Consider the following 19,972-nt stretch of genomic DNA (forward strand, 5'->3'; position numbering starts at 1 on the left):
GGCTCTACACCCTCTCAGCCTGCTCTTCAGCCTCAGGCTCATAGAAATAGGATTCAAGCTGGAGCTTCACGCTGCTCCTTGCGCGGAACAGCAGTGACTTCACCGAGCTGACACTTTGATCCAGAATCACTGCAATTTCCTGGTAATCCATTTGGTCATATTCACGCAGAATCAGCGCTGAGCGCTGCTTCTCCGGCAGATTGTTAATCGCTTCACGGACCAGGTTCATCCGTTCTTTGCGTAAGGCTGCCTGCTCCGGGGCAACTTCAGGCGGTGCTACCGGCGTATATCCGCTCTCTTCAAGCGAGACATTCCCGGCCCGGTTCTTGCGCAGCTCGCTCAATACCGTATTGCGGGCAATCGTATACAGCCATGTTGAGAATGAAGCATCCACTTCACGGAAGGAATGCAGACTGCGGAACGCCTTGTAGAAGGTCTCTGAACAGAGGTCTTCGGCGATCAGCTCCATATGGGAGTTCTTCAGCATATGATATACAAATGCCAGTATTTTGCGTTGATAACGTCGCATCAGTTCCGAGTATAATTCGGTATCTCCTTGCTTGATCAGCTGGATCAACTGGGAATCCGTCATGGTGAGTCCGGCCCTCCTCGCCCTTGCACGTGTTATCCCGTCCGGTCCGTATCTACTTATACCGGGCAGGCTGGAAAAAGTTGCGGTGTTGCTGCAAATTTGCCAATTCAAAATTCAATACATCCTATGTATATTCAATCGATCCTAATTTAAGGCTTGGCGTATGTAAATACAGAAAATTAACCGCAGCTTTACAATGAGAATTCCTTGTCCAGCAAGGCAGCCTGCTGCCTATACCTGGAAGGAATCTATAAACATACTTAACCCAGTATATCATAGATTCTAACAGGAGGAAATTCATAGACTCTGAGGAAGGACCCGCCACCCCGGGATGAAAGCGGTGTTATTTTTTTGTGAATAAAGTGTTGACAAAATGTAAACGGATACATATAATAAAAGTACAGTATGGTTTCTCTCCACTCCTATCCAAACACTGAACGGTTCCAACTTGATTGTGAACTGTAGCCGCTTACTTTGTAAGCGGTCTTTTTTTGTGCGGGAGAGGAGTACGGTAAAAAGGTTGCGGCGCTTAGTTTGCATATGAGCCTCATGTATCCCACTCAGCAGAAGCATTTGTGCCTTCTTCACGCCCATTGTAGTCGGTTTTCCGATTACATTCGGTCCACGCGCCTACGCCACGCCTATTGTGGTCGGTTTTCCGATTACATTTGGTCCACTCGCCCCCCACTAGCACGTTGTGATCAGTTTTTCGATTACATTTGACCCACGCGCCCACGCAGCTCCGAATGTGTTCGCTTTTCCGCATACATTTCGACCACGCGCCTACGCCCAGCCGAATGTATTCACTTTTTCGCATTCATTTGCCTCACGCGCCACACAGCTCCGAATGTGTTCGCTTTTCCACATACATTCGCCTCACGCGCCCCTACAGCGCCGAATATGTTCGCTTTTTCGCATACATTTAGCACACTCGCCCCAACGCCAGCCCATCGCGCACCAAAAAAGCCGGGGCGGATGCCCCGGCTCAAGATTACATATACACCGTATAGTTGTTCTGCTGCAGCAGGATCTTGGCCCGCTCCATGTCGTCCTCCTGGCGGAAGGACAGCCGCATGATCCCCGGGACATCCTCCCGGCTCTCGATAATCTGCAGGTTGCTCAGGTTGATGCCCTGGTCGCCCAGCTCCATGGCGATGCGCCCGATAATCCCCGGATGGTCGGGAACATCGATATGGAGATCGAACAGCGGCGTGATCATTCCCTTGCGCCGCTCGGGAAGCTGGCTGCGGAACTGGTTCGCCTCGTGGAAGGCCGACTCGATGCCCGCACCGTCCCCGCTCTCCAGCAGATGGATGAAGGTGGATACCTCATCGTTCCAGTCCTTCAGCAGCCGCAGCATTACCGAACGGTTGTTCAGCAGAATGTCGCGCCAGATAATCGGATCGCTGGAGGCAATGCGTGTAATATCGCGGAAACCGCCCGCAGCAAGTGTACTGTACAAGGAGTCCGATGTGTCATAGGCATGGATCTGGTTGACCAGGGCCACCGCAATAATATGCGGCAGGTGGCTGATCGCGCCAACAATCTCATCGTGGCGCTCCGGGTCCAGCCGGACAATCTGCGCCCGGGTCTGCAGCAGCAGCGTCTCCAGCGCCTGATACGCGGCCTCCGGAACCCCTGGCGGCGGCGTCAGCACGTAGTAGGCGTTCTCGAACAGCAGCGATGAGGCCGCCTCAACCCCCGAGCGCTCCGAGCCTGCCATAGGATGGCCGCCGATGAAGTGCACGCCGGGAAGATCGAGCGTAAGGGCGCAGGCGGCTATGCTGGCCTTCGTGCTGCCGACATCCGTGATGATGCAGCCGGGCTTCAGCGGCAGCCTGCTCAGCTGCTGAAGATACTCCTCCAGCCTTCCCACAGGTACACACAGGAAGATGAAATCCGCGTCCAGTGCGGCTTCCTCAAGCGACAGGGTAGCCTGGTCGACTACCCCTCTGTTCACATATTTAACGGCAGATTCCGGCCGGTGGGCGTGGCCGACAACGGTCACGCCCTCCTTGCCTTTGAAGCAAAGGGCCAGCGAGCCGCCGATCAGACCGACTCCGAATATGGCTATTTTTGTCGTCATGTTCTTAGAACTACCCGCCTTCTGTGATATCGTCTATTCAGCTTCTTATTTACAGTTAAGCGCGTATTTCCTGCTCGGCAATCACCTGCTCCAGGGCAGCAATGAAAGCTGTATTCTGCTCGGCAGAGCCAACGGTCACCCGTACATAGGTCGGATAGAGGTGGAATCCGGCTCTTACAATAATACCCTTGCGCAGCAGCTGCTCGAACACTTCAACAGCAGGCTTGCGCACATCCACCATGATGAAATTGCCGTTCGCCGGGAAGGATTCCAGCCCGAGGCGCTTGAATTCAGCCTGCAGCTGTACAATTCCCTCACTGTTAAGCTTACGGCACCGCTCCACATAATCCTGGTCCGAGAGAGCGGCGATCGCCCCGACCTGGGCCAGACGGGTCGTGTTGAACGGCTCGCGCACCTGGTTAATGAGGGAGATGACCTGCGGGCTGGCTACGCCATAACCGATGCGGAGGGCGGCCAGACCGTAGATTTTGGAGAAGGTCCGCAGAACTACAAGATTAGGATAAGTATCCAGCAGTTTAATGCCGTCCGTGTAGCTTAAGTCCGTTACATATTCATAATAAGCCTCATCCAGCACCACCATCACACCGGAAGGCACCGCGTTCAGGAATGTTACCAGAGCATCCTCCGGCACGATCGTTCCGGTCGGGTTGTTCGGATTGCAGATCCAGACGATCTTGGTCTTGTCTGTGATCTTGGCCAGCATCCCGTCCAGGTCATGTGTTCCGTTCTTCAGCGGCACTTCGATGGTTACCGCCCCTTCAATGTCCGCGTTGCTCTTATACACAGAGAAGGTCTGATCTGCCATAATTGTCTCGTCCCCGGGCAGGAAGAAGGCGCGGGCAATGAGGGCAATGATCTCGTCAGAGCCGCATCCGAAAATAATCTGTTCATTCCCTACCCCCAGATGCTTGGCCAGAGCAGCCGTCAGCTCAGAGGCAGAGCCGTCCGGGTACAGAAACAGGTTATCCAGCTCCGCGGTAATTGCAGCTCTTGCACTGGGTGCAGCCCCGTAAGGGTTCTCGTTGGAGGCCAGCTTAATCACTTCGCTTAAGCCGAGCTCCTTCTTGACTTCTTCAATCGGCTTCCCCGGCTTATACACCGGAAGGCCAACGATATTCGGTTTCGGGTTCATGGGTGATCCTCGCTCTCCATTCTTATATTTGCATAAAAGACCGTTATGGCCTTAATTGTGCCACAAATTCACGAATTTGCAACAGCCCTTCGCCTCTTGTCTTCGCCTCGGACAGCAGAGGGATAACCTCCTCCACCTTGCGGACAATTGCGCTTCCTACGACTACGCCGTCGCAGATCTCGGCAAACCGGGCAACCTGCTCCCCGGTCGAAATCCCGAAGCCTACAGCCACAGGCAGGTCCGTGGCCCGGCGCACAGAGGCAATGAACTCATCTATGCCGCTATGGAAGGAAGAGCGCTCTCCGGTGACGCCGAGGGAGGATACGCAGTAGACGAAGCCGCTGGCACCGGACACAATCCGGGCAATCCGTTCATTGGAGGTTGGTGCCACCAGCGGAATAAGATTCACACCGGCGGCGCGGCTGCGGGCCCGCATATCCTCTGATTCCTCTACCGGCAGATCCGGGATGATCAGCCCGCTGATCTCATGGGCGTTCAGCTCCGCAAAGAACGTGTCCAGCCCCATCTGCATCACCGGGTTGTAATAGGTGAACAGGATGAACGGCAGAGCGCTTCCGGCTTGCCGCGCCTTCAGCGCCGTCTCCATGCAGGTGCGCAGGTGGATGCTGCCGCGCAGCGCCCTTGCGGACGCCCGCTGGATGACAGGTCCGTCCGCCAGCGGATCAGAGTAGGGAACGCCAAGCTCCAGCATATCTGCGCCGGCCGCTTCCAGCTCGGCAATGATATCCAGCGTCGTATCCAGATCGGGATCGCCGACCGTAAGGAACGGGATCAGCGCCGTGCGTCCTTCCGCCTTCAGCCTGCCGAAGGCCAGGTCCATCCGGTTCGTCGTTTCGGTTGTCATTGCTGCCCCTCCCTTTCCGTATAAGCCATAATGGACTCAACGTCCTTATCGCCGCGCCCCGAGAGGCAGACGACTACGATATCATCCTTGGTCAGTGTCTTGCCGAGCTTCATCACGTGGGCAAGCGCATGGGCAGACTCCAGCGCGGGAATGATCCCCTCCGTCACGCAGAGCAGCTTCAGCGCCTCCAGCGCTTCCGCATCCGTAACCGGTACATACTTGGCCCGCTCAATGTCCTTGAGATAGGAGTGCTCCGGGCCGACACCCGGATAATCGAGTCCGGCCGAGATGGAGTGCGCCTCAATCACCTGGCCGTGCTCATCCTGCAGCAGATAGCTGAGCGAGCCCTGGAACACCCCGTGGGTTCCCTTGCTCATGGTTGCTGCATGGAACGGGGTGTCTACGCCCTTGCCGGCGGCTTCAACGCCGATCATCGCCACCTGCTCATCCTCCATGAACGGATAGAACATGCCGATGGCATTGCTGCCCCCGCCGACTGCGGCGACCAGCAGATCCGGCAGCCGTCCTTCCGCCTCCAGAATCTGGCGGCGGGTCTCATCCCCGATGATCCGCTGGAAGTTGCGGACCATCATCGGATACGGATGCGGGCCGACGGCTGAGCCGAGCACGTAGAATGTATCCTCTACATTGCTCACCCAGTAGCGGAGCGCCTCATTCCCGGCATCCTTCAGCGTTCTGGAGCCGGAGGTCACCGGAATGACCTCGGCGCCGAGCAGCTTCATGCGGAAGACGTTCAGCGCCTGGCGGCGGGTATCCTCCTCGCCCATGAACACCTTGCACTCCATGCCGAGCAAGGCCGCTACGGTAGCTGTAGCCACGCCGTGCTGTCCTGCGCCGGTCTCGGCGATGACCTTGGTTTTGCCCATCATTTTGGCCAGAATGCCTTGTCCGATCGCATTGTTGATCTTATGGGCTCCGGTATGGTTCAGATCCTCGCGCTTCAGATAGATCTTAGCCTCGCCGAGATGCTTGCTTAACCGTTCCGCATAATACAGCGGGGTCTCGCGTCCGGAATACTGCTTCAGCAGATAATCGACTTCCTCCTGGAAGGCCGGGTCTGCCGAGAATTTACGGTAGGCCTCCTCCAGCTCAATCAATGCGGTCATTAAGGTTTCAGGAACGAAGCGGCCGCCAAAAGAACCAAAACGGCCATTCTTGTCCGGTACTTGTATCATGATTGCTTCACCCTTTCTACGAACGCTGTCATTTTCATAATATCCTTGCTGCCGCCCGTCTCGACACCGCTGGAGACATCCACACCGTAAGGGGCGTAGCCTGCGACGAGCTCATTCACATTGTCCGGATGCAATCCTCCGGCTATAAATAAAGGCAGCGCATAGTCCGCCGCCGCTTGCTGGTATAAAGGAATCTGCTCCCAATCAAACGTACGGCCTGTGCCGCCGCTGCCCTGCGGATCATAAGTATCCAGCAGCAGCGCGTCAACCGTTCCGGCGTAGCTCTCCAGGAGAGCCTGAATGCTTCCTGCCCCATTCCCGCCGTGGCCGGCAACCGAAAGGGCCTTCCATACTTGTACCCGGGGAAAAGCCTGGCGTACCTCTGAGCAACGCTGCGGGCTCTCCTCCCCGTGAAGCTGCACCACCTTCAACGGCACCGTCTCAAGCACCGCTGCCAGTTCAGCCAGCTCCGGATTGACGAATACGCCCACCGCATCCGGCACTGCCCCGGACTCCCAGTCCTGCAGCTCGGCAGTCAGCCGCGCGGCCGTTTCAGCACTTACCCGGCGGCGGCTTGGGGCAAAGATCAGACCGATGTAATCCAGCGGTAAACTCTTCATAGATTTTAGCACTTCAACGTCCTGAAGTCCACAGATTTTTATGCGGGTATCAGCCATGCTAGGCACGTTCCTTCCCTGCGGGAAGCGGCCCGAGCAGCCCGGTGACCGCCTGCTCCACATCCGGCTGGCGCATCAGGTATTCCCCGACCAGCACACCGGTTGCCCGGGTCTCCCGCAGATAAGCGATATCCTCCGGACCGGCGATTCCGCTCTCACTGATGACCGGAATGCCCTCCGGCAGCAGCCCGGCAAGCTCCGCTGTCGCTGAGAGCGAGGTCTCGAAGGTCTTCAGGTTCCGGTTGTTGATGCCAAGCAGCACCCCGGGGTGCTTGGCCTTGCCGGTCGCCAGCACCATCTCCAGCTCGCTGCGGTCATGCACCTCAATCAGAATATCGAGCCCAAGCCCGGCAGCCGTGTCGGTAAATGAGCTTAGCTGTTCCGGGGTCAGAATGGCGGCAATCAGCAGAATCGCGTCCGCACCCAGCAGCCTGGCCTCATAGATCTGCTTCTCATCGATGATGAAGTCTTTGCGCAGCAGCGGAAGCTTCACTGCCTCTCTTACCTGCTGCAGATACTGCCCGCTGCCCTGGAAATACTCGCTGTCCGTCAGCACGGACAGGCAATCCGCCCCGCCCGCTTCATAGCCTCTGGCAATCGCCACCGGGTCGAAATCGGCGCGGATCAGCCCTTTGGACGGCGATGCCTTTTTCACCTCGGCAATCAGGCCCATCTCCCGGTTCCGCCGCTCTGTTAGTGCAGCACGGAAGCCTCTGGTGGCCGGCAGCCCGGCAATCGCCCGCTGCGCCTCCTCTATCGTCAATGTCTGGGCTAACGCTTCGACTTCCTTCTGTTTGGTCGCTACAATCCGGTCAAGATACATAATCAAGCTCCTTTGTCATCGCTTTAAGCTGTTCCAGCTTGTGAAGTGCGGCACCTGAATCCACGACCGCTCTTGCGCGGTCCACGCCTTCTCTCAGTGTGTCAGCCAGACCGGCTACATAGATACAAGCTCCGGCATTGGCTAATACAATATCCCGGTATGGATTCATCTGCCCTTCCAGTACGGAAGTGATGATCGCGGCATTCTCGGCGGCATCGCCGCCCATTACATCCTCCAGCGGATGCTGGCTGAGACCCAGCTCCTGCGGCGTAATCTCATAGGTAGTGACAACGCCCTGCTTCAATTCGGAGACCTGGGTCGGTGCCGAGATGCTGATCTCATCCAGTCCGTCCAGGCTGCTGACGATCATCGCCCGCTTGGAGCCGAGCTCGCCCAGCACTTTAGCCACCGTCTCCGTCTTGTTGCGGTCATAAATGCCCATTAGCTGGCGGTCTGCGCCTGCCGGATTGGTCAGCGGGCCCAGCATATTGAATACGGTCCGCACACCCAGCTCACGCCGGGGAGCAGCGGCATGCCGCATCGAAGGATGATAGATTTGCGCGAACAGGAAGCAGATGCCGATGCTGTCGAGACATTGCCGCGCCTGCTCCGCGTTCAGGTGAATATTGACGCCCAGCGCCTCCAGTACATCCGCGCTGCCCGCTCTGCCGGAAGCCGAGCGGTTGCCGTGCTTCGCTACCCGGACCGAAGCAGCGGAGGAGATGATCGCCGAAGCGGTGGAGATATTGAATTTGTGGATGCCGGAGCCGCCCGTGCCGCAGGTATCCAGCAGCTGGCTGCGCTCCGTCACGACGTGCGTACCAAAGCCGCGCATCGCTTCTGCGAAGCCGGTTATTTCTTCGACGGTCTCCCCTTTGATCCGCAGTGCGGCCAGCAGCGCACCGATCTGCGCGGGAGACGCCGCTCCCTCCATAATTGTGCCCATGATCTCGCGCGCCTGCGCGCGTGTAAGATCCTTACCCTCGATTAATCCGGCGATTCCTGTTTGTATTAACTGGCTTGCTTCCATAGTGGGTATCCTCCTAAAAGTTTTGTAGGCGGGGCTTCCTGAATCGGCTTCGTACAAAACTCGCTTCAGAAGCATCTGCTTAATAGTATGGAGCATTCTCTGCTCGGCTCATCTCAGCTTGCTGCCGGCTTACGGGGTGTATTCGTACATATAATCCTGGTTAATGACCTGCTTTTCTTTGACCTCGGCCGGGAACATCGCCTCCGCCATGCGGATCGCCTTCAGCATCCCCTTGGCCTTGTTCACCGTCTCCTCATATTCCTTCTCCGGCACGGAGTCCCAGACAATCCCCGCCCCGGCCTGCACATAAGCCCGGCCCTTGCGGAAGATAATCGTGCGGATCGTAATGCAGGAGTCCATGTTCCCGGAGAAGCCGAGATACCCGATCGCTCCGGCATACGCGCCGCGGGCCTCCCGCTCCAGCTCGGCGATAATCTCCATCGCCCGCAGCTTCGGTGCTCCCGAGACCGTCCCCGCCGGCAGGCAGGAGAGGAAAGCATTGAAGAAATCCTTATCCTCAGCCAGCGTTCCGGTAACATTCGAGACCAGGTGCATCACATGTGAATATTTCTCAATCTCCATGAAGGAATTGCATTTCACCGTACCGAACTTCGACACCCGGCCCAGATCGTTGCGGCCCAGATCGACGAGCATCAGATGCTCAGCGCGTTCCTTCTCATCCTCCATCAGCTCGGCGGCGAGCTGATGATCCTCGGCCGGGGTCGCGCCGCGCGGCCGGGTTCCGGCAATCGGCCGGGTCTCGACCCGCCCGCCGTCCACCTTGACCAGCGCTTCCGGGGACGTTCCGACAATGATCTCCTCATCCATTTTGAGATAATACATATAAGGTGAAGGATTCAGGGTGCGGAGCATCCGGTACACATGCAGCGGGGAGACCTCTGTCTCAATGTGCATCCGCTGCGACAGCACCACCTGGAAAATGTCGCCGGCCCGGATATATTCCTTCGCCTGCTCCACATTGCTCATATACTGCTCCTTGGTAACGTTGGAATGAATCTCGCCCAGCTCAATATCCTGCGGAATGCTGCGGCGGTTCACATTCTCCTTCGGCCCTTCCTTCTGCAGCTCCTCTGCCATATTCTCCAGACGCCGGCTCAGTTCTTCATAGGCTGCGCGGATATCCGAATCGGTATCGCCGTCCTTGATATGCAGATTGCCTACCAGCAGAATCTGCTGCTTCACATGATCGAACACGATAATCCGGTCACAGAACATGAAGCGGATATCATCCATATTCAGATCATCCAGCGCATGGGCGGGCAGCTTCTCATAATACTGCAGCAGATCGTATCCGAAGAATCCGATGGCTCCGCCCGTGAATGGCGGCATCCCGTCCAGCTTCGGACTGCGGTAGGAGCGGAGCAGCGCTTTGAGCTCCTCTACAGGCTTGCCCTTAAGCTCTCTTTTCTCGCCGCCGGTCTCAACGTGGATCAGCCCTTTTTTGCCGGAGATCATCAGGAACGGATCACTGCCGATGAAGGAGTAACGCGCCCACTGAACGCCGCCTTCTACACTCTCCAGCAGAAATGCGCGATCCTGCCCGGCAAACCGCTGGAACAGGCGGATCGGTGTCTCCATATCGGCCAGCAGTCTTGTAACGACAGGGATCAGATTGTATTCGCGCGACAGCGACACCACTTCTTCAATGCTCGGATTCGTCACTCGGGTAACCTCCTAGGGTCATATAGGTAATGTCCGAAATACAGAAAAACCTCTACCGAAGTAGAGGTCTGTTGGTTAGTAGTATAAGAAATTCAAGCACGGACACGCATACACCAAATAGAATACAGCACATTCCTGAAACAGGTACACATACGTATAGCACATGTGCAACTCATGCACCGTCACTATACAGGTCCCCTGCAAGAATCCTGCTCATCTCTGGTCTGCTGTTCAATCGTCCTGCACTCTGCTCAACTATACTCCACTCAACTCATCTAAACTCTGCTTCACTCGGCTAACTTCACTATACATGATGACGGTAGTCATTGACAACCCCGCATTCGTAATTTATTACTTGCTCTGTGAGAGATCCGGACGAAGCCGCTGAGCCTCATTCAGATAGACATGGCGGATATCGCGCTGGGATTTGTCTGTGTTCACCTGCACCATCAGGCGGATACAGTTCGGCAGGCTGCCCTTCACTGGAATCTCGACGGAGCACATCAGCGGAACCATCTCCCAGCCTTCGATCTCCCGGATCGCCCGCGCCGGAAAGGTTGCATCCAGGTCGGCGGTCATTGTAATCCATACACTGCAAATATCCTCGGCAATCACATCGTTGCGCTCCACGATCTCTCTGAGCAGCACAACCGTCTCACGTAAAATTTCGGTCTCATCATTCCGGGTTACAGTTGTCGCCCCGCGTATGCCCCGGTTCACCATGGGCTCCCCTCCTTCTTAAGCTGGGCTATAACCTCACGCACATCGCCCTGCTGCACATCCTTAATAATGCTGACCACACCAATCGCTTCCGGCACGATAAAAGTCAACTGCCCTTCCTTGAACTTCTTGTCATGCATCATCGCTTCCATCAGTTCTTCCTCGCTTACGTCCACAGGAAGTCTGGTCGGCAGAGACAGGGCTGAGAGCATCGACACCGTGTCCTCATAGATCGCTCTGTCCCGGCCCAGCTTCGCAGCCAGCAGCGCCGATCCGGCCATACCGATAGCAATAGCCTCTCCGTGGAGGAAGGTTCCGTAGCCGCCGACGGCTTCGATAGCATGACCAATTGTATGTCCAAGATTCAGAATTGCACGCTGCCCCTGCTCCCGCTCATCATTCCCGACCACATCCGCCTTAATGGCACATCCGCGCTCCAGTGCATATCCGAGCGCTTCAGGCTGGAGGGACAGCAATTCGTCCGCATGCTCCCGGCACCAGTAGGCGAACTCACGGTCGAGAATCAGACCATGCTTCACTACTTCAGCCAGGCCTGATGAGACTTGCCGGGGCGGAAGTGTCGCCAGCGTATCCAGATCATACAGCACCATAGACGGCTGATAAAAGGCGCCCAGCATATTCTTGGCCAGCGGGTGGTTGACGGCCACCTTGCCGCCGACACTGCTGTCATGGGCAAGAATGGTCGTCGGAAGCTGCATGAACCCGATTCCCCGCATGTAAGACGCGGCGACGAATCCGGCCAGATCGCCTACGACTCCCCCGCCGAGCGCCAGCACCGCCGAGCTGCGGTCCAGCCCGGCCTGAATAGCTGTCGTAATGACTTCCTCATAGACGGCCAGCGATTTGGAGGCTTCCCCGGCCGGAAGGATGTGGCTGACCACCGTATATCCGCTGCTGCGCAAGGATGCCTCCACCTTGGCCAGATACCGGGGAGCGACTTCACTGTCGCTGACCACGAGCAGCGGGCTGTGCTTCGCGAATCCGGCTTCCCCGCAATACTCTCCGGTATGCTCCAGCAGGCCGCTGCCGATATGAATCGGGTAGGAGCGTTCGCCTAAATCTACCGTAATGCTGCGCATCTTAATAGCTCTCCAGCTGTGTCAGGTAATGATTGTAGTTGGCGCGGATCTCTTCCATGGAATCGCCGCCGAACTTGTCCAGGAACGCCTTGGCAATCTCCCAGGCCACGACACTCTCCAGCACGACGCAGGCAGCCGGAACGGCACAGGCATCCGAACGTTCCACCTGGGCTGTGAACGGCTCCTTCGTATCGATATCCACGCTCTGCAGCGGCTTATACAGGGTAGGAATCGGCTTCATCACGCCGCGGACGACCACCGGCATTCCGTTGGTCATACCGCCCTCGAAGCCGCCGAGCCGGTTGCTTGCCCGGTAGTAGCCTCTGGAGGCTTCATACATGATCTCGTCATGAACCTGGGAGCCGCGCAGCTTGCCCGCCTCGAAGCCGATGCCTATCTCCACGCCCTTGAAGGCATTGATCGAGACAACTGCTCCGGCAATGGCCGAATCCAGCTTGCGGTCCGACTGCACATGGCTGCCAAGGCCGACCGGCAGACCTTCGACGATACATTCCACAATCCCGCCGACAGAGTCGCCTTCCTCCTTGATCTTGTCTATGTAGGCCTCCATCTTCTTCTCGGTTTCCTTATCGACCACCCGCACAGAGGATTCCTCGGTCTGCGCAATCAGCTCATCCACGGAGAGCTGGTTCGCCGGCGCTTCGATTTCACCGATGCGGATTACCTGTCCGGCAATCTTCACACCGAAGGCTGCAAGGAACTGGCGGGCTACTGCGCCGACAGCTACTCTGGCCGCCGTCTCCCGGGCGCTGGAGCGCTCCAGAACGTTGCGCAGATCCGTCAGATTATACTTGAGGCCGCCGTTCAGGTCAGCATGTCCCGGACGCGGACGGTTCACCCGGCGTTTCTCTTCATCGCTGCCCGGAACGGGCTCAATATTCATGATATTTCTCCAGTGGGTCCAGTCCTTGTTCTCCACGACAAGCGCAACCGGGGCCCCGGTGGTATACCCGTGGCGCACACCGCCTACAATCTGGGCAGTATCCTTCTCAATCTGCATCCGCCGTCCGCGGCCGTAGCCCTTCTGTCTGCGGTGCAGCTGGAAATTAAGCGCTTCGAAATCAATCGTCAAATTACTGGGCAACCCTTCAATAATGGCAGTAAGCTGGGGGCCGTGCGTTTCCCCCGCTGTCAAATAGCGTAAACTCATGCTGCGTTCCCCCTTCACACTTTTGGACTGTAAACCGCTAAAATCTTAAATGTCTTTGCTTATTATAGTATAGGCTCCCGGCTTTGACAAGAAAGCAGTAACGCTTCCGGCCTGCCCCTATTATAAGAACAGCGCCGCTTCTGCTCAATCGAGCAGACAACGGCGCTGCCTGTGCGTCTCCGTTCAGGAGCCTGTCTCCAGGCTGTCATTCTCCGGTGCAGGACGGCGGACGGATCTGCCCTCTTCCAAGGCAAGCAGACTCTGCAGCTGCCGCTCCTCCATTCCGAGAATCTGCCCGCATTCGCGGACCGTAAGGAAACCTCGTTGGTATGCGGTGATGACCTTGCTTTTGTCCATCTGGGTTAACGACCTTTCACTTGGCGTAAGGTTCCTGCTAATTCCCAGTATCACTTATAATTAACCAAATTATACCTCCGCAACCTTAAGGCATAGTCAGACAGAGCGCTTTACTTCTTGCGGTAGAAGAAGGTCTCCGTAGACTCGAAGCCGTATTGCGCAGGCGTGAAAATCTGTTCGGTGCTGCCCACAAACAGATAGCCGCCGGGTCTGAGACTGGACGAGAATTTGTGGTACAGCTTATTCTTCGCTTCCTCTGTGAAATAGATCATGACGTTGCGGCAGATAATCAGGTCAAAGCCTTCATCGAATTTGTCCAGCAGCAGATTCTGCTTGCGGAAGTCAATATTCTTCTTCAGTCCGTCACTGACCTTGAACACCGGACCATCCGGTGTGAAATAACGCTCAGCCACATCCTTCGGCACATCCTTCAGGGAGCGTTCCAGATACAGTCCCTGCTTGGCCTTGGCCAAGGCGCCGTCGTCAATATCGGTTGCCAGAATGCCGGTCTGGCTGAGAATATTTTTATCCGAGAGAATCATTGCCAGCGTATACGGCTCTTCTCCGGTCGAGCAGGCAGCGCTCCACAGCTTCAACCGGCGGCCCGAACGCTGCAGCTCCGGCAGAATAACATCCCTGAGCACCTCCCAGCGGTTCGGATTGCGCCAGAATTCAGAGACGTTAATCGTCATGCGGTCGAGAAATTCATAGAAGAGAGCCTTGTCCTTCATCATTGCTGCAAAAAATTCATTAAACGTATGAAATCCGTTCTTCATGCGCAGGGTGGTCAGGCGGCGCTTCATCTGGGCTTCCTTGTACTGGGCCAGATCAATTCCGGTGCTCTGCTTGACATTATGAATAAACCCGGCGTAGTCCGGGTCCGGGGCTACCGGGGATGCTTCACGTTCAGCCATAATCGTTCTCCTGTCTCCCGCCGGATGTTACATCCAGGCTGCAATGTCTTTGTTATACTGCGCCAGCTCATCCGGAGCGAAGAAATTGGCGATTTCACGTGCTGCGCTTTCCGGCGAATCCGATCCGTGGATCAGATTAAGCGGAGTATGGCTCGCGTAATCCCCGCGGATCGTGCCGGGCAGAGCTTCCCCGACCTTGGTCTTGCCGATCAGCAGACGCGACAAGGCAATGACATCATCACCTTCCCACACCATAGCGAACACTGGACCGGAGGTAATGAAGCCCACCAGCTCCGGGAAGAAATCCTTGCCCTCATGCTCGGCATAATGCTTCTTGGCCTGCGCTTCGGTTACGGTAATCAGCTTAGCCGCCACCAGCTTGAAGCCCTTATCCTCCAGGCGGGCGACAATCCGCCCGATTAATCCGCGTTGTACCCCATCCGGCTTGATCATCAGATATGTCTGTTCCATAACGTCACTCTCCATTTTCGCTTAATCTTCATGACTCTGCTGAGTGTATGGTCTGATATTATCAGAAACCCCGGCATCTGTGAACGTTAATTTATGAGGCCATCTCTAACCCTAGTAAGCGCGTCCGGTTACAAAAAAAGCGATGTCGCGCAAATTGCGCTTGGTCCGGTTGCCCGGCAGCTGATCCAGCGCCTCCAGCGCTTTGGCAATATACCTGGAAGCCAGCTCCTCCGCGCGGGATATTCCGTCTCCCGAGAGGATCATGTCGATCGCCCGGCCCACTCCCCTGCTGCCTTCGCGAATCCGGTCCAGTTCCTCCAGCAGTCCGGCGCGGAGCCGCTCATCCTGCAGGCTGTAGATGACCGGAAGGGTGATATTCCCCTGCCGCATGTCACTTCCCGGCGGCTTGCCGATTTGCTTCTCTGTTCCGGAGAGATCGAGCAGATCATCACGGATCTGGAACGCCATGCCCACGTTGTATCCGTAATTATAGAGCAGCCGTGCGGTCTCCTGCCCCGCATCTGCCGCCAGGGCGCCAAGCTGGCAGCTGACGGCAATCAGCAGTGCGGTCTTGCGGCGGATTCTCCGCAGATAGTGGCGCACGCTCTGCCCGCTGTTGAAGAAATCGCGGATCTGCTCCATCTCTCCGATGGACATCTCTACCATAGCTTTGGAAAGGATCTGATGAATCTGGGGATTCTTCAGCCCCGAGGTCATCACCAAAGCCTTGGCATAGATATAATCACCCGTATACATGGCGATCTTGTCGCCCCATTTCGCCTTGACGGTAGGCTCGCCGCGCCGCAGCTCTGCATCGTCAATGACATCATCATGAACCAGCGAGGCGCTGTGGATCAGCTCCAGCGGAATGGCAACACGCTTCAGCTTGTCGAGGTCGTACTCACCGAACTTGCCGCCCATCAGCACAAAAACCGGACGCAGGCGCTTCCCTCCCGCCTTGAGCAGATGCAGCGAGGTCTCGGTCAGCAGCTCATCGTCCCCCTGGACACTGCGGTAGAGCTCTTTCTCAATCTGATCCATATCTTTGTTCAGCAAGCCGAAAATTTGCATTCGCTTCATTCTTTCACCCGTGTCAGCAGATTGTGGTTCCACAGCTCCATCTTCACTTCCTGCGGCAGCAGGCCCATGTCATTGGCATAGCGGAAATAGAGATTCAGACCTTCCTGCTGCCTTTCCCCAAAGTCATAACATAAATTGCTGAAGTACTCTTTCCAGTAAGAGGCCGTACCTCCGATCAGGCGGCAAGCTTCATGAATGACAGGACTCATGTCCTTCAGTGTGCGCAGCTTGCTGTTCCCGAAGGCTTCCGAGATCTCGGCGATGGCTCCGGGTCTGCGTTCCGCCGCTGTACGGTTGACCGCCCATACAGCGAAGGTCATACTCAGTCCGGTCCATTCCTTCCACAGTCCGCCAAGATCGGTTACATAGTATCCGTGATCCTGCCAGGAGGCGCGGATGGCATGATCGCCGATCAGCAGACAGGCCTCGGCCCGGCTCATCATTGCCTCCAGATCAGGCTCGGCGCTGATATACTCGGGAGATGCGCCCAGCGCCTTATGCATCAGGATCTTCAGCAGATTGACCGAGGTCGCCGAAGTGTTGGTTACTGCGATTCTTCCACTGCCTATCTGCTCTGCCGGTCTTCTGGAGAAGAGCAGAATGGAACGGACCGGTCCGTCAGCACTGACGGAGAGGCCCGGCAGGAGCAGCAGCCGGTCGCTGGCGGCAGCATAAGCGAAGGAGGATAACGCGCCTGCATGGATATCCCCCGCCGCCATCCCCTGATTCAGCACAGCCGGGACGGCACTCACCATCTCTGCCGGGAAGCTGAGCGCAGAGGGATCAAAGTAATGATAGACCGGCCACGAATTGGTATAGCTGATTTTGCCGATGATGGTGTGCTCAGTGCGGGTCATCCTTCATTCCCCCCATCTGCGAAATAACGTATGTTCAATCTGGAAGCTGTCGAGCACCTTGCCCACCATAAAGTTAATCAGATCGTCCATTGTTGACGGACCGTAATAGAATGCCGGCATCGCCGGAATCAGCTTCACGCCCAGCCTGGACAGCTTCAGCATATTCTCCAGGTGAATGGCGTGCAGCGGCGTCTCCCGGGGAACAAGGACCAGCGGCCGCCCTTCCTTCAGCATTACATCCGCCGCCCGGGTCATCAGGTTGTCGGAGCTGCCCTGCGCTACAGCAGACAGTGTTCCCATCGAGCATGGCATAATAATCATGCCCTCGGTCCGGAAGGAGCCGCTGGCAATCGAAGCGCCGATATCCTGCACCGGGTGATACAGAAGAGAACCGGGACAGCCGCCGAACAGTTGGTTCAGCAGCCCTTCCCGGTCGGAGACGGCATAGCCCAGTTCTTCCTTGAAGACACGCCAGCCTGCATTGCTGACAACCAGATGCACCGTGTAGCCGAGCGAGAGAAGAGTTTCGGTCAGCCGGATGCCGTAGACTCCGCCGCTTGCGCCGGTGATGCCGACCACGAAGTTCTTAGGCTTAAGTTCGCTCATTTGTAGAACTGCACCACCAGGTCAATCAGAGTAAAGGAGAAGACAACAATGCTCAGCACCCCGTTCATGGTGAAGAAGGCGGTCTGCAGCTTGCTGAGATCTCCGGGGGACACAATATAATGCTCATAGAACAAAATGATATAGGCAATCAGCATACCGGCCACATACCACCAGCTCAAATCCGTCATAAAGAGCAGCGATATGAATCCGAGGCCCGTTAGCAAATGGAATACCTTAGCGATTCTAAGAGCGCCGGCGACTCCGAAGCGCACCGGGATCGAATACAGCCCTTCCTTGCGGTCGAAATCCACATCCTGGCAGGAATAAATAATATCAAAGCCTGCGGTCCAGAACACAATCGTGAAATAAAAGACCATCGCGGTCCAGTCCACCGTACCGGTTACGGCTACCCAACCGCCAAGCGGAGCCAGGGCAATCGTAAGACCCAGAATCAGATGGCAGGCCCAGGTGAAGCGTTTGGTGAAAGAATAAAACACCAGCAGGAACACGGCGATCGGCAGCAGCTTCGTAGACAGCGGATTAAGGTTAAAGGAGGCCCAGAACAGCAGGAAGAAGGAGAACGCGATAAACAGCAACACCTCGCCAACCTTCAGCAGCCCTGCGGGAATCGCCCGGCCGGCCGTTCTCGGGTTCTTCGCATCACTGATACGGTCAATCAGCCGGTTCAGCCCCATTGCCGCGCTGCGGGCGCCGAACATCGCCACCACCACCCAGCCGATCTGGCTCCAGGAGGGCAGCTCGCCGAACATGACTACGGAGCCGAGCAGAGCTCCCATGAAGGCAAAGGGTAAAGCAAAAACCGTATGCTCAAATTTAATCATTTGTAGAAAGATGCCGATTTTCTTAAACATTACAGTTCTCCTTGAGCCCAAGATGTAACGCTGCGATGCCACCGGTCAAGGGGAACGATTCCACTTTGACTAGTCCGGTATTCCGGAAGATCTCTTCAAGCTGAAGCCGGTCAGGGAACAGTGCAAGTGATTCTGGAAGCCACTTATATTGCTCATACCGCTTGGCGAACAGCTTGCCGAGCAGCGGAAGCACACGCTGGAAATAGAAATAATAAATACCTTTGAACGGCTGCTTCATCGGCTTGGATAACTCCAGGCAGACTACCATGCCGCCCGGCTTCACCACCCGCTTCATTTCATTCAGCACCTGCACAGGATCGGGCACATTGCGCAGCCCGAAGCCGATGGTGGCATAATCGAAGGAATTGTCGCCGAACGGCAGCTCCATCGCATTGCCCTGAACCAGGGAGATGCGGTCCTGAAGCCCCCGCGCCTCCACCTTGCGCCGTCCGACCTCCAGCATTCCGGCGCTGAAATCCAGCCCCGTCACACTGCCGGTCCCGCTGGCCTCCGCCAGGGCGATGCTCCAGTCGCAGGTGCCGCAGCACAAGTCGACGGCCGAATCGCCGGGCTTCATACCCATCTTGCGCATCGTGAACCTGCGCCAGGCTTTATGGCGGCGGAAGCTCAGAATGTCGTTCATCAGATCATACTTGCCGGCGATACTCTCGAATACGGAATGGACGAATTGCTCTTTCGGTTTGATGCCCTCCGCCGTCACTGAAGTTTTATCTGTTGTCATTCTCTAACCCTCCACGGCAGCTTGTCTCGAAATTTTCATACGCATGAGCAGGCGGTCCAGTGCAGCCCGAAGCTCACCGGCCAGCTCCTCGTCCCTGATGTCCTGCAGCAGCCCCCGGATGGATTCAAGCGAGGTATGCAGCTTGTCCGTCAGCAGGGAATCGCATTTGCACCTGAGCTTCAGCTTCTTCCAGTCCTTAAGCTCCAGCGTCTGTCCCTGAAGCTGCTGGCGTTCCTCCTCGGTTGCCGATTCGAGCACCTTCCAGTAAGCATAGCCCTCCAGGGCATTCGCCGGTGTTTCCCCCCTGCGCAATTCCTGCGCCGCAGTCTCGCACAGGCTGAATTCAGCGAGCAGCTTCAGCCAGCTCTCTCTTAAGGATTCCTCAATCAGCGGCGTAAATGAAAGAAACAGCCGCATATTGAGCTGTACCGTGTGCTTCAAATATTGGTCGGCCGGGATAAGCGCGCCGCTGAACCTGCTGTAGAGCTTGGCTTTCATCACGTTATAGTCAGCGATTGCCTCGCTGAGCGTGCCCACCATCTCCACCTGGCCTTGCTTGGCGAGCAGATGATAGAACCAGCTGCTGAAATAATCACCGGCCAGCACCTTCAATTGGCGGGAACGCATGATGTCGCCTCCGGGCTCATCCTGATAACGGTCGATGCCCTCATGGGTATCCAGCCCGAGCTGGACCAGGCCGGTCACCAGCGTGAACAGCTCGCTCTGCTGAAATCCGGTTCCCCGGCTTCTGCCCAGAAAAATATATAACAAATGACCCCGCCCGTCTGAGAACGGCGGCAGTTCCGTATGCCGCTGAATCATATCATAGTCGGTGTAGGGTTTTGCCAGTTGCGGTATGCGGTACGGTTTCATTTCAGCCTCCGAAGCCATTGACGTTTGACTAGTACTTTGTTCACAATCTTGTCTATTATATCACATGTTTTTTGGTCACGCACGAGTGGGGGCCCGCAGTTTCT

Annotated in this window: 21 protein-coding genes; all 21 read right to left on the bottom strand. The window is 56.4% G+C overall.

What is annotated here, in order from left to right; genetic code table 11:
- Positions 1-4 precede the first annotated feature (4 nt).
- The 21 genes from MHI24_RS04790 to MHI24_RS04890 all read right to left on the bottom strand — a co-directional run bounded on the left by MHI24_RS04790 (position 5) and on the right by MHI24_RS04890 (position 19,868).
- A complete protein-coding gene (locus tag MHI24_RS04790) occupies positions 5-592 on the bottom strand; it encodes a sigma-70 family RNA polymerase sigma factor (RefSeq protein ID WP_238650031.1) in 588 nt (195 codons plus the stop codon).
- A 991-nt stretch (positions 593-1,583) separates the two neighbouring features.
- Entirely contained in the window at positions 1,584-2,678 is a 1,095-nt protein-coding gene (locus tag MHI24_RS04795; protein WP_340024426.1) for a prephenate dehydrogenase, read from the bottom strand.
- A 55-nt stretch (positions 2,679-2,733) separates the two neighbouring features.
- Positions 2,734-3,831, bottom strand: a complete 1,098-nt coding sequence (hisC, locus tag MHI24_RS04800; protein ID WP_340024427.1) for a histidinol-phosphate transaminase — start codon at positions 3,829-3,831, stop codon at positions 2,734-2,736.
- A 43-nt stretch (positions 3,832-3,874) separates the two neighbouring features.
- Positions 3,875-4,696, bottom strand: a complete 822-nt coding sequence (gene trpA / locus MHI24_RS04805; protein WP_340024429.1) for a tryptophan synthase subunit alpha — start codon at positions 4,694-4,696, stop codon at positions 3,875-3,877.
- The gene (gene trpB, locus MHI24_RS04810; protein WP_340024430.1) at positions 4,693-5,892 is read right to left on the bottom strand and encodes a tryptophan synthase subunit beta; all 1,200 of its coding nucleotides are present in this window, start codon (positions 5,890-5,892) and stop codon (positions 4,693-4,695) included. The genes trpA and trpB overlap by 4 nt, the downstream gene beginning before the upstream one ends.
- Entirely contained in the window at positions 5,889-6,569 is a 681-nt protein-coding gene (locus tag MHI24_RS04815) for a phosphoribosylanthranilate isomerase (RefSeq protein ID WP_340024431.1), read from the bottom strand. The genes trpB and MHI24_RS04815 overlap by 4 nt, the downstream gene beginning before the upstream one ends.
- A 1-nt stretch (position 6,570) precedes the next feature.
- On the bottom strand, positions 6,571-7,392 hold the full coding sequence (trpC, locus tag MHI24_RS04820) for an indole-3-glycerol phosphate synthase TrpC (protein ID WP_340024432.1): 822 nt from the start codon (positions 7,390-7,392) through the stop codon (positions 6,571-6,573).
- Entirely contained in the window at positions 7,382-8,422 is a 1,041-nt protein-coding gene (gene trpD / locus MHI24_RS04825) for an anthranilate phosphoribosyltransferase (protein ID WP_340024433.1), read from the bottom strand. The genes trpC and trpD overlap by 11 nt, the downstream gene beginning before the upstream one ends.
- Before the next feature lie 129 nt (positions 8,423-8,551).
- Entirely contained in the window at positions 8,552-10,105 is a 1,554-nt protein-coding gene (gene trpE, locus MHI24_RS04830; RefSeq protein ID WP_340024434.1) for an anthranilate synthase component I, read from the bottom strand.
- Positions 10,106-10,456: 351 nt separating this feature from the next.
- Positions 10,457-10,828, bottom strand: a complete 372-nt coding sequence (gene aroH, locus MHI24_RS04835) for a chorismate mutase (RefSeq protein WP_340024435.1) — start codon at positions 10,826-10,828, stop codon at positions 10,457-10,459.
- Positions 10,822-11,925, bottom strand: coding sequence for a 3-dehydroquinate synthase (aroB, locus tag MHI24_RS04840; RefSeq protein ID WP_340024436.1), 1,104 nt, complete (start codon positions 11,923-11,925; stop codon positions 10,822-10,824). The genes aroH and aroB overlap by 7 nt, the downstream gene beginning before the upstream one ends.
- Position 11,926: 1 nt before the next feature.
- Positions 11,927-13,096, bottom strand: coding sequence for a chorismate synthase (gene aroC, locus MHI24_RS04845; protein WP_340024437.1), 1,170 nt, complete (start codon positions 13,094-13,096; stop codon positions 11,927-11,929).
- 183 nt (positions 13,097-13,279) lie between these two features.
- Entirely contained in the window at positions 13,280-13,453 is a 174-nt protein-coding gene (locus MHI24_RS04850) for a hypothetical protein (protein ID WP_340024438.1), read from the bottom strand.
- Between the two features lie 110 nt (positions 13,454-13,563).
- Positions 13,564-14,367: a protein-glutamate O-methyltransferase CheR gene (locus MHI24_RS04855; protein ID WP_340024439.1), complete on the bottom strand. Its 804-nt coding sequence runs from the start codon at positions 14,365-14,367 to the stop codon at positions 13,564-13,566.
- Positions 14,368-14,394: 27 nt separating this feature from the next.
- Positions 14,395-14,838: a nucleoside-diphosphate kinase gene (gene ndk / locus MHI24_RS04860; RefSeq protein WP_340024440.1), complete on the bottom strand. Its 444-nt coding sequence runs from the start codon at positions 14,836-14,838 to the stop codon at positions 14,395-14,397.
- 111 nt (positions 14,839-14,949) lie between these two features.
- Positions 14,950-15,918, bottom strand: a complete 969-nt coding sequence (locus MHI24_RS04865) for a polyprenyl synthetase family protein (protein ID WP_340024441.1) — start codon at positions 15,916-15,918, stop codon at positions 14,950-14,952.
- Positions 15,915-16,775, bottom strand: coding sequence for a menaquinone biosynthesis protein (locus tag MHI24_RS04870; protein WP_340024442.1), 861 nt, complete (start codon positions 16,773-16,775; stop codon positions 15,915-15,917). The genes MHI24_RS04865 and MHI24_RS04870 overlap by 4 nt, the downstream gene beginning before the upstream one ends.
- Before the next feature lie 3 nt (positions 16,776-16,778).
- The gene (locus MHI24_RS04875; protein ID WP_340024443.1) at positions 16,779-17,381 is read right to left on the bottom strand and encodes a flavin prenyltransferase UbiX; all 603 of its coding nucleotides are present in this window, start codon (positions 17,379-17,381) and stop codon (positions 16,779-16,781) included.
- A complete protein-coding gene (locus tag MHI24_RS04880) occupies positions 17,378-18,253 on the bottom strand; it encodes a UbiA-like polyprenyltransferase (protein ID WP_340024444.1) in 876 nt (291 codons plus the stop codon). The genes MHI24_RS04875 and MHI24_RS04880 overlap by 4 nt, the downstream gene beginning before the upstream one ends.
- On the bottom strand, positions 18,246-18,995 hold the full coding sequence (locus MHI24_RS04885; RefSeq protein WP_340024445.1) for a demethylmenaquinone methyltransferase: 750 nt from the start codon (positions 18,993-18,995) through the stop codon (positions 18,246-18,248). The genes MHI24_RS04880 and MHI24_RS04885 overlap by 8 nt, the downstream gene beginning before the upstream one ends.
- Before the next feature lie 3 nt (positions 18,996-18,998).
- On the bottom strand, positions 18,999-19,868 hold the full coding sequence (locus MHI24_RS04890; protein ID WP_340024446.1) for a heptaprenyl diphosphate synthase component 1: 870 nt from the start codon (positions 19,866-19,868) through the stop codon (positions 18,999-19,001).
- Between the last annotated feature and the right edge of the window lie 104 nt (positions 19,869-19,972).

The organism is Paenibacillus sp. FSL K6-1096 (assembly GCF_037977055.1).
GTDB lineage: Bacteria > Bacillota > Bacilli > Paenibacillales > Paenibacillaceae > Paenibacillus_AQ.

Coding starts and splice junctions, on each gene's coding strand:
- MHI24_RS04790 (WP_238650031.1), bottom strand. CDS start 592: ATGACGGATTCCCAGTTGATCCAGCTGATCAAGCAAGGAGATACCGAA.
- MHI24_RS04795 (WP_340024426.1), bottom strand. CDS start 2,678: ATGACGACAAAAATAGCCATATTCGGAGTCGGTCTGATCGGCGGCTCG.
- hisC (WP_340024427.1), bottom strand. CDS start 3,831: ATGAACCCGAAACCGAATATCGTTGGCCTTCCGGTGTATAAGCCGGGG.
- trpA (WP_340024429.1), bottom strand. CDS start 4,696: ATGACAACCGAAACGACGAACCGGATGGACCTGGCCTTCGGCAGGCTG.
- trpB (WP_340024430.1), bottom strand. CDS start 5,892: ATGATACAAGTACCGGACAAGAATGGCCGTTTTGGTTCTTTTGGCGGC.
- MHI24_RS04815 (WP_340024431.1), bottom strand. CDS start 6,569: ATGGCTGATACCCGCATAAAAATCTGTGGACTTCAGGACGTTGAAGTG.
- trpC (WP_340024432.1), bottom strand. CDS start 7,392: ATGTATCTTGACCGGATTGTAGCGACCAAACAGAAGGAAGTCGAAGCG.
- trpD (WP_340024433.1), bottom strand. CDS start 8,422: ATGGAAGCAAGCCAGTTAATACAAACAGGAATCGCCGGATTAATCGAG.
- aroH (WP_340024435.1), bottom strand. CDS start 10,828: ATGGTGAACCGGGGCATACGCGGGGCGACAACTGTAACCCGGAATGAT.
- aroB (WP_340024436.1), bottom strand. CDS start 11,925: ATGCGCAGCATTACGGTAGATTTAGGCGAACGCTCCTACCCGATTCAT.
- aroC (WP_340024437.1), bottom strand. CDS start 13,096: ATGAGTTTACGCTATTTGACAGCGGGGGAAACGCACGGCCCCCAGCTT.
- MHI24_RS04850 (WP_340024438.1), bottom strand. CDS start 13,453: ATGGACAAAAGCAAGGTCATCACCGCATACCAACGAGGTTTCCTTACG.
- MHI24_RS04855 (WP_340024439.1), bottom strand. CDS start 14,367: ATGGCTGAACGTGAAGCATCCCCGGTAGCCCCGGACCCGGACTACGCC.
- ndk (WP_340024440.1), bottom strand. CDS start 14,838: ATGGAACAGACATATCTGATGATCAAGCCGGATGGGGTACAACGCGGA.
- MHI24_RS04865 (WP_340024441.1), bottom strand. CDS start 15,918: ATGAAGCGAATGCAAATTTTCGGCTTGCTGAACAAAGATATGGATCAG.
- MHI24_RS04870 (WP_340024442.1), bottom strand. CDS start 16,775: ATGACCCGCACTGAGCACACCATCATCGGCAAAATCAGCTATACCAAT.
- MHI24_RS04875 (WP_340024443.1), bottom strand. CDS start 17,381: ATGAGCGAACTTAAGCCTAAGAACTTCGTGGTCGGCATCACCGGCGCA.
- MHI24_RS04880 (WP_340024444.1), bottom strand. CDS start 18,253: ATGTTTAAGAAAATCGGCATCTTTCTACAAATGATTAAATTTGAGCAT.
- MHI24_RS04885 (WP_340024445.1), bottom strand. CDS start 18,995: ATGACAACAGATAAAACTTCAGTGACGGCGGAGGGCATCAAACCGAAA.
- MHI24_RS04890 (WP_340024446.1), bottom strand. CDS start 19,868: ATGAAACCGTACCGCATACCGCAACTGGCAAAACCCTACACCGACTAT.